Source organism: Bacteroidota bacterium, from assembly GCA_034439655.1.
In the GTDB taxonomy this organism is placed as follows: domain Bacteria; phylum Bacteroidota; class Bacteroidia; order UKL13-3; family UKL13-3; genus CANJUD01.
This window is the reverse complement of the sequence record JAWXAU010000046.1, coordinates 1-14,646: the sequence shown is the minus strand read 5'-3', so window position 1 is coordinate 14,646 and position 14,646 is coordinate 1. Positions and strand designations below refer to the sequence as shown.

At 36.9% G+C, this 14,646-nt stretch carries 14 protein-coding genes and 1 tRNA gene; 7 read left to right on the top strand and 8 right to left on the bottom strand.

What is annotated here, in order from left to right; genetic code table 11:
• Nucleotides 1-127: 127 nt before the first annotated feature.
• The 6 genes from SGJ10_02910 to SGJ10_02885 form a co-directional block, all read right to left on the bottom strand.
• Nucleotides 128-856: an FkbM family methyltransferase gene (locus tag SGJ10_02910; GenBank protein MDZ4757075.1), complete on the bottom strand. Its 729-nt coding sequence runs from the start codon at nucleotides 854-856 to the stop codon at nucleotides 128-130.
• A gap of 191 nt (nucleotides 857-1,047) precedes the next feature.
• A complete protein-coding gene (gene groL, locus SGJ10_02905; protein ID MDZ4757074.1) occupies nucleotides 1,048-2,688 on the bottom strand; it encodes a chaperonin GroEL in 1,641 nt (546 codons plus the stop codon).
• A gap of 50 nt (nucleotides 2,689-2,738) precedes the next feature.
• On the bottom strand, nucleotides 2,739-3,011 hold the full coding sequence (locus SGJ10_02900; protein MDZ4757073.1) for a co-chaperone GroES: 273 nt from the start codon (nucleotides 3,009-3,011) through the stop codon (nucleotides 2,739-2,741).
• 169 nt (nucleotides 3,012-3,180) lie between these two features.
• Nucleotides 3,181-3,735 carry a YceI family protein gene (locus tag SGJ10_02895; GenBank protein ID MDZ4757072.1) on the bottom strand — a complete coding sequence of 185 codons (555 nt, stop codon included), beginning with the start codon at nucleotides 3,733-3,735 and terminating at the stop codon, nucleotides 3,181-3,183.
• A 21-nt stretch (nucleotides 3,736-3,756) separates the two neighbouring features.
• A complete protein-coding gene (locus SGJ10_02890) occupies nucleotides 3,757-4,461 on the bottom strand; it encodes a hypothetical protein (GenBank protein ID MDZ4757071.1) in 705 nt (234 codons plus the stop codon).
• 62 nt (nucleotides 4,462-4,523) lie between these two features.
• Complete coding sequence (locus tag SGJ10_02885) at nucleotides 4,524-5,315, bottom strand: 2OG-Fe(II) oxygenase (protein ID MDZ4757070.1); 792 nt, start codon at nucleotides 5,313-5,315, stop codon at nucleotides 4,524-4,526.
• Between the two features lie 151 nt (nucleotides 5,316-5,466).
• On the opposite strand from SGJ10_02885, the gene surE reads away from it, so the two are divergent.
• The 6 genes from surE (at nucleotide 5,467) to SGJ10_02855 (ending at nucleotide 8,602) form a co-directional block, all read left to right on the top strand.
• A complete protein-coding gene (gene surE / locus SGJ10_02880; protein MDZ4757069.1) occupies nucleotides 5,467-6,237 on the top strand; it encodes a 5'/3'-nucleotidase SurE in 771 nt (256 codons plus the stop codon).
• Between the two features lie 7 nt (nucleotides 6,238-6,244).
• Nucleotides 6,245-6,514 (top strand): hypothetical protein, encoded by a 270-nt coding sequence (locus SGJ10_02875; protein MDZ4757068.1) that lies wholly within the window; start codon nucleotides 6,245-6,247, stop codon nucleotides 6,512-6,514.
• Between the two features lie 59 nt (nucleotides 6,515-6,573).
• Nucleotides 6,574-7,686, top strand: coding sequence for a lipid-A-disaccharide synthase (lpxB, locus tag SGJ10_02870; GenBank protein ID MDZ4757067.1), 1,113 nt, complete (start codon nucleotides 6,574-6,576; stop codon nucleotides 7,684-7,686).
• A 41-nt stretch (nucleotides 7,687-7,727) separates the two neighbouring features.
• Nucleotides 7,728-7,801 (top strand) — tRNA-Ala (locus tag SGJ10_02865).
• 31 nt (nucleotides 7,802-7,832) lie between these two features.
• Nucleotides 7,833-8,090 (top strand): GIY-YIG nuclease family protein, encoded by a 258-nt coding sequence (locus SGJ10_02860; protein ID MDZ4757066.1) that lies wholly within the window; start codon nucleotides 7,833-7,835, stop codon nucleotides 8,088-8,090.
• A 293-nt stretch (nucleotides 8,091-8,383) separates the two neighbouring features.
• Nucleotides 8,384-8,602, top strand: coding sequence for a hypothetical protein (locus SGJ10_02855; GenBank protein ID MDZ4757065.1), 219 nt, complete (start codon nucleotides 8,384-8,386; stop codon nucleotides 8,600-8,602).
• A gap of 161 nt (nucleotides 8,603-8,763) precedes the next feature.
• Here the strand turns inward: SGJ10_02855 and SGJ10_02850 are convergent, their stop codons facing one another.
• A complete protein-coding gene (locus tag SGJ10_02850; GenBank protein ID MDZ4757064.1) occupies nucleotides 8,764-11,481 on the bottom strand; it encodes a YfhO family protein in 2,718 nt (905 codons plus the stop codon).
• 832 nt (nucleotides 11,482-12,313) lie between these two features.
• Nucleotides 12,314-13,231, bottom strand: coding sequence for a hypothetical protein (locus SGJ10_02845; protein ID MDZ4757063.1), 918 nt, complete (start codon nucleotides 13,229-13,231; stop codon nucleotides 12,314-12,316).
• A 132-nt stretch (nucleotides 13,232-13,363) separates the two neighbouring features.
• Between SGJ10_02845 and SGJ10_02840 the strand changes: the two genes are divergently transcribed.
• Nucleotides 13,364-14,557, top strand: a complete 1,194-nt coding sequence (locus tag SGJ10_02840; GenBank protein MDZ4757062.1) for an alpha/beta hydrolase — start codon at nucleotides 13,364-13,366, stop codon at nucleotides 14,555-14,557.
• The last annotated feature ends 89 nt before the right edge of the window (nucleotides 14,558-14,646 follow it).

Genomic DNA, 14,646 nt, shown 5'->3' with positions numbered 1-14,646 from the left:
TCTAAATTAAAAGGAGAATCAACGCCTATATTTCATGTGAAAAAGAAGAATAATTATTCATTATACTATGCTTTTAATTCAAAATAGACAATTGTTCCTAGTGGCTGAGTTTTTGAGCAGACCCTATTTAGTACCCGAAATATTTTTCGCCTACTTTTTCCTTAAGCTCATTTTTAAAACTATCGCTTAAAAACACCAAATTGGTGATGGAGGCTTGCATGTATTTATTTTCGTTAATTCCATAAATATTAAATAAATGGAACTTGTGCTCCTGAGCGTAATTAATTATATCGTTAATTAAGGGTTGCTTATCATAGGTTGGTATTAGGTTTACCTCTGTATATATCATTTTTACCCTGTTTTCCAAATCATCTATACCTTTAAGAGCCTCCAATTCAAAACCCTCAATATCCAGTTTCAAAAGGTCGATGCAAGAAATATTGTTTTCTTTCATATACTCGCCTATTCCAACAACTTCAACAACTTTTTCTTGTATATTTTTATTAGCATAGTTCAAGGTATGATATGCATTGGCTGCCAAAAATGATGAAGTACCACTGTTTTTATTGATGTTGAAAGTAAGGGAGCCTTTGGTTCTGCCTATTCCTTTATTGTGCAATACTACATTGGGGTTTTGCCCGTGGGCGTTTTTTAGTTGCTCAAAAACCAAAGGATTGGGTTCGAAGGAGTGAATTTTAGCAGTTGGGAATTTCTTTAAAAACACATGGGTAACAAAGCCAACATTAGCTCCGCAATCAAATATATGTTCTGGCTGCTTGTTTAATGTGTTGAATAACATAGCCATGTCTTCAAACTCGTTTTTAAGCATTTTTCGTTTTTCACCTGCCAACCTCATTTTATCCCTTTTGAAAAAGTTCTTTCTGAAAATATATCTTTTAAAGAAATTATCGTAAAACATTATAGTATTATATTAAAGGGTGCAAATATAGCTTGAAAATATAAAAATAGACGTGCGATAATTCCCTTAAAGAAAAAACCCCCACCTATTGCTAGATGAGGGTTTCCATAAGTTTTTGAAACTAGTGATTAGTAACCACCCATTCCGTCCATTCCGCCTGGCATTCCACCACCATGAGAATGAGATTTCTCTTCCTTCTCGTCGGCAAGGATACAGTCGGTAGTTAATAACATCCCAGCTACAGAAGCAGCATTTTCTAAAGCTACTCGAGTAACTTTGGTTGGGTCTATTACACCAGCCTTAATCAAGTTTTCGTATACATCGGTTCTTGCATTGTAACCGAAGTCGTCTTTACCTTCTTTTACTTTTTGCACTACAATGCTGCCTTCGCCACCTGCATTTGCTACAATCTGACGCAAAGGTTCTTCAATCGCACGTTTCACGATTTGAATACCAGTGGTTTCGTCTTCGTTCACACCTTTAAGGTTTTCAAGAGTTGCAACAGCACGTATATAAGCTACGCCACCACCAGCAACTATACCTTCTTCTACGGCAGCACGGGTTGCATGCAAAGCATCATCAACACGGTCTTTCTTTTCTTTCATTTCCACTTCGGTAACCGCACCGATATATAATACTGCTACACCACCGCTCAATTTTGCCAAACGCTCTTGCAATTTTTCTTTATCATAATCAGAAGTCGTGGTTTCAATTTGAGCTTTGATCTGGTTGACACGAGCTTTAATATCTTCAGGGCTTCCAGCACCGTTAATTACAGTAGTATTGTCCTTATCGATATTTATTTTTTCGGCTTTTCCAAGGTATTCCAGAGTAGCATTTTCTAATTTGTAGCCACGCTCTTCACTTATTACGGTACCGCCTGTCAATATAGCAATGTCTTCCAACATAGCCTTGCGGCGATCGCCAAAACCAGGAGCTTTAACAGCTGCGATTTTTAGTGAGCCACGAAGTTTGTTTACCACCAGAGTAGCCAATGCTTCGCCATCTATATCCTCTGCTATAATAACCAGGGGTTTGCCTGTTTGCACTACTTGCTCAAGGATGGGAAGTAGCTCTTTCATATTGCTTATTTTCTTATCATAGATAAGAATGTAAGGACTTTCTAAATCAGCTTCCATTTTCTCGGCATTGGTAACAAAGTAAGCTGAAAGATAACCACGGTCGAATTGCATACCTTCTACGGTTTTCACTTCGGTGTCGGTACCTTTAGCTTCTTCTACTGTGATAACACCTTCTTTACCTACCTTCTTCATGGCATCGGCAATTAATTGTCCGATTACAGCATCGTTGTTGGCAGAGATACTAGCAACTTGTTCGATTTTAGAGAAATCGTCACCTACAGGATTCGATTGCGATTTAAGAGATTTAATAACCTCTGTTACAGCTTTGTCTATTCCACGTTTCAAGTCCATTGGGTTTGCACCAGCGGCAACATTTTTAAGGCCAGCAGTTACAATTGCTTGAGCCAATACGGTAGCGGTGGTAGTTCCGTCGCCTGCAATATCAGCAGTTTTGCTTGCTACTTCTTTTAGCATTTGTGCACCCATATTTTCAATTGGGTCTTTTAGTTCTATTTCTTTGGCCACGGTAACACCATCTTTGGTAATAACAGGGGAGCCAAATTTTTTGTCGATAACCACGTTGCGACCCTTAGGTCCGAGGGTTACTTTCACAGCATTAGCCAGTGTATCAACGCCGCGTTTCAAACCATCGCGGGCTTCTAGATTAAATAATATTTGTTTTGCCATTATTGTTGTTTTTTAGTTTAAAATTAATAATTTTTATTTTACAAAAGCTATTATACAATAGCGAAGATGTCGCTCTCACGCATGATGAGATAATCTTTTCCGTCGATAGTAATTTCTGTGCCGGCATATTTACCATACAAAATACTGTCACCAGCTTTTACTGATGTTGGCTCGTCTTTTTTGCCAGGGCCAGCAGCAATTATAATTCCACGTTGTGGCTTTTCTTTAGCAGTGTCGGGAATAATGATTCCACCTGCTGTTTTAGTTTCGGCTGCAGCGGGTTCTACTAGAACACGGTCTGCTAGGGGTTTAAAATTTACCATTTTTGTTTGATGTATTATTGTTATAAAATTTGATTAAAAGATATTGTTCGGCATTTCACTAATTATGCCAGTTGAAACTTCCTGCCATTTTTTCAGCGGGGGGCAAAGGTACAAAATAAAAAAGCCTTGACTATCAAAATAATCAAGACTTTTTGAAAGCTGTATGTTTTTATTCCAAGTTTGTCACCATGTCTACTTTAATATCTTCTCCTATTTTGGCAAATACCAATGAAGGCACTTCAATATTATGTTCTTTTAAGTTCACATTAAAGGTGGTTGTAATGGTAATTTTTTTGTTTTCTACTTTTATAGAAACAGGTATTGTCCGCACTTTTTGTACTCCGTGAATTTCCAATGTCCCCTTAATATTGGTATTGGTAGTATTATTTTTGCTCACGTCAATTGTTTTATCCATGGTGCCAGAAAAAGTTCCATATTTGTATTTTTCTGTTTCCAAGTATTTTTCATTGTAGTGATCTTGCATCGATTTGTTCTCAAATTCAAAAGTGTTCATTTTAATTTTAAAAACAAATTTGCTACTGGCAAGATTTATTACACCTATCATTGTTTTGGTCACGGCTGCAACATCAGTAGCTGGAGAAGTGCCTGTTAAATTGACTTCACAGGTTTTGACACTGACAAGTGTATCTACACTTTTTTTTGGGACAAACGCTAAACCACTGATGGAGATAGCTACGATAATGATTGAGAAATACCTTTGCATGTTATTATTAATTTTAGGGTTTTAAATATATTGGATAATTTTTCTTTTAACGATTGGCAAAAGTGATTCCAAAATCGGTATTTCCATATCGGCATGTGCCGCAAATGCAGCAGGGTTGGGCAAAAACTTATTTTTTTTTACCAAATCTTGCTTTATAAATTCAAAATGCGTGCTGAGGTTGTGATCATAATCGCCCACCCATTGGGTTTTGATGCTTCTGTATTCTTGGGCGTTTTGAGCAAATGCAGCAATATGATATTGATATACCTTGGTGGTCTTGTCGCTATATGTTTTTAGAAACAAATAACCATCATACTTATAAATGGGCACTATGCCAACTGGTTCTATTTTAATTCTACTTTCAATTGTTTCATAAATGTCTTTGCCTTGGTCTAGGACATATTTCATTAGCCCAATACTTTGGTTCACAATGTTCATAATTTCTTTCATTAGCTCATCGTCAGAAACAGCTTTTTCATATATAAGTTTAAATTGTTGTGCGTCTAAGTCGGTCAGTATTTCAGGGAAGTTTTGTTGTACCAAATTCTTTGACTCCCTAAAACTTACCAAATTGCGGTAATGAGAAATGAGTTCCGCCAGGTTGGGATAAAGTTTAAAATGTTCAAAGTTCTCCTTTACTTGCTGGAGGTATGCGAGCAATAAATACTTTTTCAACTCAGCGTCGATATTGCCTTCAATAAACCAGTTTTGTGATAATTTTTCCATTCTTTAGGATATTGAACTAAGAGTATTACAAAAGTACAAATTAATATTAGAAAACAAGAGAGTTATTTAAAGGTTATCCCTAGTTTTTTTAGTACCGATTTAACGGTGTTCTTTGCTGCTTCTTTCACAGGTGTTAATGCCTTCTTCATACCACTATCGGTAGGGCGAGGTTTAAAAACGGTATCGTGGTATTTGCTTGCATCGGCCCTTAGGGTAGTGTAGAAATATGAATAGAACGATTTGCGGCTTATGTTCTCAGGTATTTTAATTTTATCGTAACCATGGTAGCTAATTTCGTTTGTTTCAAATATTACACAGCGGTTAAAATTGGGAAGAACCACTTTTTCAAGTTTGGTCATGTCGGCATTCCACATTTCGGTACCACCACCATATTCATCTTTCCAATCTTTATTAAAGAACACTAAAAGGTTAATACGGCGATGGATGTTCTGCTCCACATGTATATTGAAATCAATATGTATATCTAGAAAACTACCATTGCCGCCTTGGTGGAGACCTGCACCCAAAGCATCAGGCACCGAATATAAATTTTCAATACCAGTAACAGTGCTCAACCACTTACAAAAATATTCGCTGGCTATTTCATCACGCATTTGTGCAAAGACCAAATCAAAATCCTGAAAGTTTGAACCCTCCGCCTTGAATTCATTTAAGCCTTTATACTTCTTGTTAAATAAATCATAAGCAGGGAAGTTTGAATACATATAATCTGCATTTTCCTTATTCAAAAAACCATCAATAACCAAATGTCGGTATGGTTTGGCGGAATTGAAATCACTTTTCAATTGGGCCATTTTTTCTTGATCAAAAATTTCTGGATTAATTAAACTCATATTTTATAAATAATGGTATTGGTTGGGGCAAAGTTAGTTTTATTTCAAAACATAATAACCAGAATAAAAACTATTTTGTTTTGAAGAGAGATTTTCCCGCCCATATTTTGAAGATTATATATGTTCGGTAAGTGCTTAATTTTGCACCTTCATGCAAAAAGATAAACCCCTAATACTCATTACCAACGACGATGGTATCGCGGCTCCCGGAATAATGGCATTGGTAGAGAGTGTAAAACATTTGGGAAACATTGTCGTTTTAGCTCCCGACAGTCCGCAATCGGCCATGGGGCATGCAATCACCATCAACAAGCCGTTGAGGGTAGACCGTAGCCACATATTCGGAGATATTGAAGGCTATCAATGTAGTGGCACACCGGTAGATTGTGTAAAACTGGCACACGATAAAATATTGCCACGCCTCCCCGATTTGGTTTTGTCGGGTATCAATCATGGAAGCAATAGCAGTATAAATGTTATATATTCGGGAACCATGTCGGCAGCGGTAGAAGCTGCGATTGAAGGAATCCCTTCTATTGGTTTTTCATTATTAGATTATAGTTATGATGCAGATTTTGAACCGGCCAAGCATTATATTACCCGCATAGTTGAAAAGGTGATACAATATAAACTACCTAAATACGTTACATTAAATGTGAACATTCCCAAATTAAATAAGGAAGAAATAAAAGGGATAAAAATATGTCGGCAAGCACGGGCAAAATGGGCTGAAGACTTTGATGAACGAATAGACCCGAGCGGAAGAAAATATTATTGGCTTACCGGCAAATTTATTTTACTTGAAGAAAGCCATGATACCGACCAGGCAGCATTGAACGATGGCTATGTTTCTGTGGTACCCATTAAATTTGACATGACAGATTACGATGCTTTGGAGGTATTAAAAAACATGAACTTATAATAGTACAATGAATTTACTCATCAATAAAGATAACGACTTAGTAGGTATTATGTATGGTATTGTGTTTCCAGTTGTATGCTTTGCGGTGCTTAGTTTACTTGCTGATTATGGATTAAAACTTAGTGAGGAGTTCAGTGGTATTATATGCATTGGTACCAATTTGGTGGTGTTTTATTATTATATAAATCGACACTTATATAAATCAGTTAGGGGTATAGTAATAGTTACTATTTTTTGGGCGATTGTATATATAGTTAGATTTAAATTTAATCAATAAATGCAGAATATCTACATACCATATTATAGTATCTTATCTTTATACTTTATACTGTTTACTTGAAATACTATATCATATCAGGAGAAGCATCGGGCGACCTTCACGGAGCCAACCTCATTAAAGAATTGATGAAGCTAGACCCTGCTGCCAATATCCGTTGCTGGGGCGGCGATATGATGGAGGCCGCCGGAGCTAAAGTGGTAAAGCATTATAAGGAATTAGCTTTTATGGGTTTTAAGGAGGTGATTGCAAATATTGGAACTATATTAAACAATATTCGTTTTTGCAAAAAAGATATCATACAGTTCAATCCCGATGTAGTGGTGTTTATTGATTATCCAGGATTCAATTTGCGTTTGTCCAAATTTGCAAAACAAAAAGGTTTTAAAACATTATATTATATAGCTCCACAAGTATGGGCCTGGAAAGAAGGCAGAGTTGAGATTATTAAAAAGTATATAGACACATTATTGGTTATATTACCTTTTGAAGTTGACTTTTTTGCCAAGCACCAATGCCCCGCCATCTTTACGGGACACCCATTATTAGATGCAGTTTCAACATTTGAAATAAATACCAATTTCTACATACAAAACAAACTCGACCCGCAAACACCTATTATAGCTTTACTGCCAGGTAGTCGCAAACAGGAAATATTGAAAATGTTACCTGTGATGTGTGAAACAACCAAAAACTTTGAGGGTTATCAGTTTGTTATTGCCGCAGCCCCGGGACAGACGTTAGATTTTTATCAAGAGATAATATATAACTATCCCAATATAAAAATAGTGAGTGGGCAAACTTACCAATTGCTCAAGCATTCGTACGCAGCCTGTGTTACCTCGGGTACTGCAACATTGGAGACCGCACTTTTTAATGTGCCCCAAGTGGTTTGTTATAAAGGAAGTTGGTTCAGTTATCAAATTGGTCGCCGCTTGGTGAAAGTAAAATATATATCTTTGGTCAATTTAATTTTGGACAAGCCCTGTGTGAGCGAACTTATTCAAGATGGTTTTACTGTCGAGACCTTATCCGACGAACTTCAAGATATATTATCAGAAACGCGAGAAGAAATGTTGGAAGATTACCTAGATTTGAAAGGAATGCTCGGCAATGGAGGGGCTTCAAAGAAAGCAGCAGACGCAGTATTTGCCTTGGCCACAAAAAAATAGTTGCACAGTTTACAGTACGGTTATACATTTGCACTCCTTTTGGGGGATTAGCTCAGTTGGCTAGAGCGTTTGCATGGCATGCAAAAGGTCATCGGTTCGACTCCGATATTCTCCACAAATCCCGTGATAAAAAGCGGGATTTTTTTATGTTCAGTTGCTATATTATATATTCTAAGAAACTTGATAGGTATTATATTGGCTATACCGAAAATATAGAGCAGAGGCTCATTCAGCACAATTCCGGAGTATCCACATTTACCGCCAAAGCACAGGACAGGGTTTTGGTATACGAGGAACTATTTGAGAGCAGAGAAGCCGCTTCAAAACGTGAAAGAGAAATAAAAAAGAAAAAGAGCCGGAACCATATTGCCTGGCTGATAAAAACAAAAAATATAAAGGACTAGAATGTTGCATGCCCCGCAAGCTTGCGGGGAAACGGTCATCTCCCGCTAGTTAGCGGGATCCGATATTCTCCATAAATCCCGTGATAAAAAGCGGGATTTTTTTATGTTCAGTTGCTATATTATACCGACACTCAATATTTAATAGTCCAAAAGAAATGGACTAATCCCGAATGCTTTCGGGATGTAGTTCGGCATTACCATTCTAAAAACTAAAGCTGCCACAGGCGAAGAACTATTATAGTTTAAGAATTGGTATTATATATTCGAAGAAAACCCAAAATGACTCCTTCCAAGTGGAGCTAATAAACTACACTAGCAGAGTCTTCTACCGCCTCAAACAAATAGAAGAGAATGGCAATGTCGAATATACCCCTATCAATGATATATCTATAAAATTGCACAAACAAATATCGATAAATCTATATCCCAATCCTTCAAATGGAATATATAATATAGAAGGTGACGGGCTCCCTAATGCACAAATTTTGTATATGAACTTACGCGACGAATAGTGCATTCTCAAGTATTGTATACCTCAACAAAACAGACACTCGACCTAAACTATTTAGCAAAAGGAATATATAATATCAGTATTCACACTACTGAAAACAATATGAGTTTGCGGGTTGAGAAATGGTGATAACCTTCTTCAATCGTAAATCAAAAATCGTACTTATATATTCTTTTTCCTCTTCCTAAACATCAATCCCACCGCAGCAAGCAACCCTGCTAGCAATGAGAATGAAGAAACCATTGCTATTTGTTCGCCTGTTTTCCATGTTTGGGGATCGAAAACAAATTCGATTTTATGTTTGCCTCCGCCAGGAATTTTTAATCCGCGTAGTATATAGTTTGCCCTAAAAATAGGAGCATCTTTTCCATCGATTGTAGCTTTCCATCCTTCACTATAATATACTTCGGAGAATATCGCCAATTGCTCTGTAGAATTATTGCTTTCATATATTAATTTATCGGGTGCGTATGATAATAATTTGATGCTGTTTGCTGAATCTGTGGCTGGTATTATCGCACCAACTACATCTTTAAAACGTTCATCAACCACTGCCATGTTTTTTGGGTCGAAATTATGTATAAGTTTTAAATGAGCTACAGACTTTGCTGCTGAATCATCATAGCTAATTACCGTCTGCGGAGGAGTTGGTTGTCCTTCTTGGTTCATACCAGATCTAGACACCAATTGCAAATCAAATTCTGTTTTTCCTTTAGGTATTGCAAATGCCGAGAAATGAGCGGAGCCAAATGTGATATCATCACTACTATATATTGTCGTGCCTTGAAGCGGTTTTCCATTTACCCTAATAGCAGAGTCTTTAATAATGGGTGTTACTTCAAAAACACGACCGATTTTATTGATTTCATCATCTGGGTTTTTGGCCCATTCAACTTTATTTACAAACCAAGCATTTCCCAATGCGTATTTATTATTTACTGGCTCTGGGCTTTTAGTAATTAAGTATTTGCAATTAAGCATGTTCAAGGTGGTATTCACTTCAAAAGCATCATCTGGGTTCGGAAAGTTATTAAAAACATCCCATTGTGCATTCATCGAATAATCCTTCAGCTCTTGGTAGCGACGGAGTTTCGCACCATGGTAACCTCCAATATTATGATGGTAGAAAGATGACTTGGCATCGTTAAAGGGCGACTCTCTAAAATCGAGAACCCTAAAATGTTTCCCCTTCAATCTTTCTGCGATTAATACTTCATCGGCTTGTGATTTTACAAAATCATCGGCACTTTCTTTTTTCTTGGGAACAAATTCTTTATGATTCATGTAACGCCAATCCACCATAAATAAATCTATAAAAAACACCCCAGCTAATATATAGGGAACTATTTGCTTTTTCAAGCTGCCTTTCATAAACAGCCATAATACACCAAAAGCCAAACTTATAAACACCAATGACCTAAAAGCATCTACTCGTACCAACGATTCACGATCGTTTGCAATGGCAGTTAAAAAGCGTGGATCTCCGCCGAAATTTTGTTTATCGCCTTCTGCGGTAAAGTCTAAAAATATGCCAGGCATGAGGATAAAGATGGCACAAATTCCGCCTATAATTGAAACACTATATATTAGTGCTTTTCTTAATCTTGCCTTGTCTATTTTACCTTCTAATACTTCTTTCACTGCTAACATAGCAAGTATCGGAAAGGCCATCTGTGCTATAACCATTGTCATGGTTACAGCCCTAAACTTATTATATAGGGGGAAATAATCAAACATAAGCTCCGTGAGACCCATAAAGTTTTTGCCCATAGAAAGTAAAAAAGCAAATATAGAAACCGCAAATAGTGCCCATTTAACTGGCGTCTTCACCACAAACATGCCCAAGGTAAAAAGGAATACAATAGCTGCACCAAAATAAATAGGGCCGCTTGTCATAGGTTGCGGGCCAAAATAGGCAGGCATTTTTTGGCTTTTATCGCCCGTTAGTTTATATATCTCGGCACTTTTGCTTAATACCCTGCTGCTGCCTCCTCCATACACATCCGATATCAAAGCCGTCATGGGTTCTAGCTTTCCGTTGCTCCACTGGGTAGCATAATCTATATCCAAGCCATCTGTAGCTACACCTCCCACATTTTTTGTAAGTTCCGATTTACCACGTATTGTTTCTTTTCCATATTCATTAGTCACCATCAAATTAGTTATGTTCATTCCTATGGCAACCGCAGCACCGATTCCGCACCATAACATACCTTTAAATAAAGTCGGTAGTCTTTTTTCTCTATACGCTACAATAAATTCGGCAATACCCCAAAATAAAATGAGTATTCCTGTATAATAAGTTATTTGTACGTGATTGGCAAACAGTTCGGCTGCAAGTCCCAAAGCTGTGAGCACAGCGGCCCACAAATATTTTCCACGAAATCCCAAATTAATTCCCGCCAATAAAAAAGGAGCCACCGCTACGGCCAATACTTTGGTGCCATGCCCAGCTTGTATATTGATGAAATTATAACTGGAAAATGCGTATGCTATTGCCCCTGCAAATGCCAGCCAACTATTCATGCCAAAGGTGAGCATGAGTATATAAAAGCCCAAACATAAAAGGAATAAATCGCCCGCTGGGTGCGGCATTCCGAGACGCAGTATCTGATTAATATAATAACTATAATTATGTTCACTTTGTGCCCCAATTTGGTAAGTGGGCATACCGCTGAACATGGAATTGGTCCACAAAGGTTGGTGTCCTGTCTTTTGAATGGTCTCTAAGGTTTCCTCGTAGCTCCCTCTCCACTGCATGGTATCATGCTGGTTGAGAGCTTTGCCCTGAAACTCAGGCCAAAAATAAACTACAGTTACTAACAAGAAAATGCCTAAAGCAATAAGGTGTGGCGTAATTTTTTTCCAATCTAATTTCATATATCGTTTTATTTAAAGCCGTCAAAATTAAGGATAATCAACAAAATTCCAAGGTTTAATATCTATGCATCACCGTCGGAACTGAGATGCTTCGACAAACTCACCACATCTTCATGTGATTAAATGATTGCTAGGATTTATAAAAGCCTTAAACTTCACAAATCGCACTTCGTTGTTCCTTATTCTTAAATCCTTTTTGAATGACGAACAAGGATTAACGAATGAATAAGCTAAAACTTGCTGACACACGAATCCATCACTGTCTTAACTGTGATTCTTTTGATTAAATGAGAACTATATATATACACGAATTTAAAACTTCGGAAATCCAAAATCCAAAATCCTTGTTCTTAAATCTTTTTTGAATAACAATAACTAAAATACATACAAATCGTATATTTGCCGTATGGCACATTTACCATTAACCATTGTCTCTACTTCTCTTCCGCATATTAATACTCCTTTCCTCTTTCCTGATATATTTTTAGGGCTACCTCACTATATTTTATTATCAAGCAGCATTAATTATGATAGTAGAAATATTAAATAGGCAAAACTTATCGGTTATAAACCAGGGTAAATATTGGAATATCTTTTATGTATTATACCTCGTATTTATTACTTTGGAAAGAGGCAAATTGCTTGTATTTATATTGTTTACTATAATAGGAATACTTAACGAGTTGTTCCAAAATTACTTATTAAGCCGTGGTGTGCTGGGTATGGTAGTAGATTCGTGAAAAGATATAATCGTAAATATTATCGGTAACGGATTTTGTGTGGGAGTATTGTATATTATAGCTATGCGAAAAGGTAAATTAAATATATAATACTACTTCAACTTAATGTGTTTTACTATAGGAATCCCAAAAGATGCCTGGGTAAAAAACCCTCTTCCTGCTAATCCCGGAAGTATGCCTATTTCATAACGGACGCTCATTTTTCCTTTGCTCACCATGTTCATTCCAAACCTAGCACCAATCGCTGATTTTTCAAACCCCGTTGTACCCGTGCCTTGCACTACATAAGACTGAGTGCCCGTCATAATATTTTGCACATTCATTAATGGGGCAAACAATGCATCAATATATATATGACGGTACCAATTAAAATTCCAAGTATCACCACCAGAAGTCATCTTTGTTTTCATTATTTTTACAAATGAGAAACCTCCGTAAAGCATCGTCACTTTTAAGTTGGTACCCGATTGCCACTCGCTTAATTTAGTGCCATCTTTTGCGGTTATGATAGCATCTCTCTTTGATTTCACAACGGTATTATAATGTTCTAATCCAAAATGAAGTGCAATAATAGAACGACATGGCACTTTCATTGGGATATAGTGCGTAATTGTGCCGCCCGTTATATATTCAGTACTTACATTTGCTTTCATTTTATGCGTACCCGCTTTATCCATTAAATGAAACCTACCCCCCAATCGAAAACTTGAATAGTTTTTTAGTTTATTGAGACTCTCATTTGTGCCTTTCATAATTGATTTTTTGCCATCCCAATAGGTAACATGGAAATTTCCTTCAAACGAAAAACGTCCCATATACAAATCTGCATCTGCACCACAACCCAAAGACAATGTGGGCATTCCCATATTGAAATCTACTAAGCTCGCGTTTATCATCAAATTAGGCGATTTGGAATCATCTTCCTTTACCGAATACGTTACTGATTGTGCTTTTACAACATGCGAAGCAACAATAACTATAACCGCAAAAATTGTTTTAAAATTTAACATATATACAATATTTTTTTGCACAAATTTCGCTGATATTTATTTCTTTACAATCCCCATTTAGTAGTATTTTTACTGCCGAATTTTCCAATCACGTTCTATTAATGACTAAAAGATTCCTATTTTTGCTGCGATATGAATTTCAAAAAATCAAACATTGCCCTCGCTATTATAATACTTTTTTTTCAAAAGCACTATATAGTTTTGGGACAACTTCCTTACACTGACATAAAGTATAACTATAATACGAACAAAAATCTAAGCTACGGCATGGCCCTCGACTATGCAGGCAAGCTTGATACCCTACAATATGATATATACAAACCTACTGGCGATGGAAATACCCACCGACCCCTGCTTATTGTAATACACGGCGGGGCGTGGATAGGCGGCACAAAAAACGATGCAAGCATAGAAGGTATCTGCAAACAAATGGCTGCCCGAGGCTACGTGGTTGCTGCAATAAACTACAGATTAGGTATGCATTTATCTCCCTCTGGCGGAGCCGCAGCTACTTGCCCAGTGCAATTAGACAGCCGAATATATGTTGCCGATACGATGGAAGTAGTGCGTGCAATATATCGCGGTATGCAAGATGTGAAAGGTGCCATTCGCTTTTTTAAATCACGACATCTCTTAGATTCCACCTGTACAGAAAATATATATCTATGTGGCGAAAGTGCGGGAAGTTTTCTTGCCTATAATACACTTTTAATGAATGCTGCTTCTAAAAAACCAAAGCATTGTGAGAATATTGCCGATGCTCCTACTCCGCATAGTAGCCTCGTTGGTTATTTACCAAAAGGCTATTCGCTAAAAAGACCTGATTTGGGAACTATTGATGGCAGTATAAATATAAATGGTTATGATACAAAAGTAAAAGGAATTGCTTGCTTTTTTGGTGGTGTCTTAGATATGAAGTTATTCAAAAATATTGATACGCCTTTAATATATCTATTTCACCAAACTAGCGATGTAGTAGTCGATTGCGGTCGTGCAAGTTTATTATCGAGCATGAGCTATAATTGTTTGGATCCATTTGGTTTTCTAGGTTGTAAACATATATGGAATATGCCGCTTTCTTGGGGTTCTTGTGCCTTGGTAGATTCTTTGAAAAAAGCAAAGTATGACACCGCCAAATATACCGATGATATTGTACATAACACAGGACCCAATTGCGTGCAAAGCCCTCCGGGACATGCAATTGACAATATTTCTTTGCGTTGTAATAATATTGCTGTACTGTTTGCCAAAGAAATAACAAAAGTTGAAAACAATAGTAATTGTCATCCAAATATTGCTATTCTGCAAATTAATACGAGAGTGTAAATCAAATTGTGTAAACGACTTTAGAGTTGACATCTGGATTCAAAGATAATCAAAAATTGTTGAAGTATTATTCCCCAATTTCTTATTGG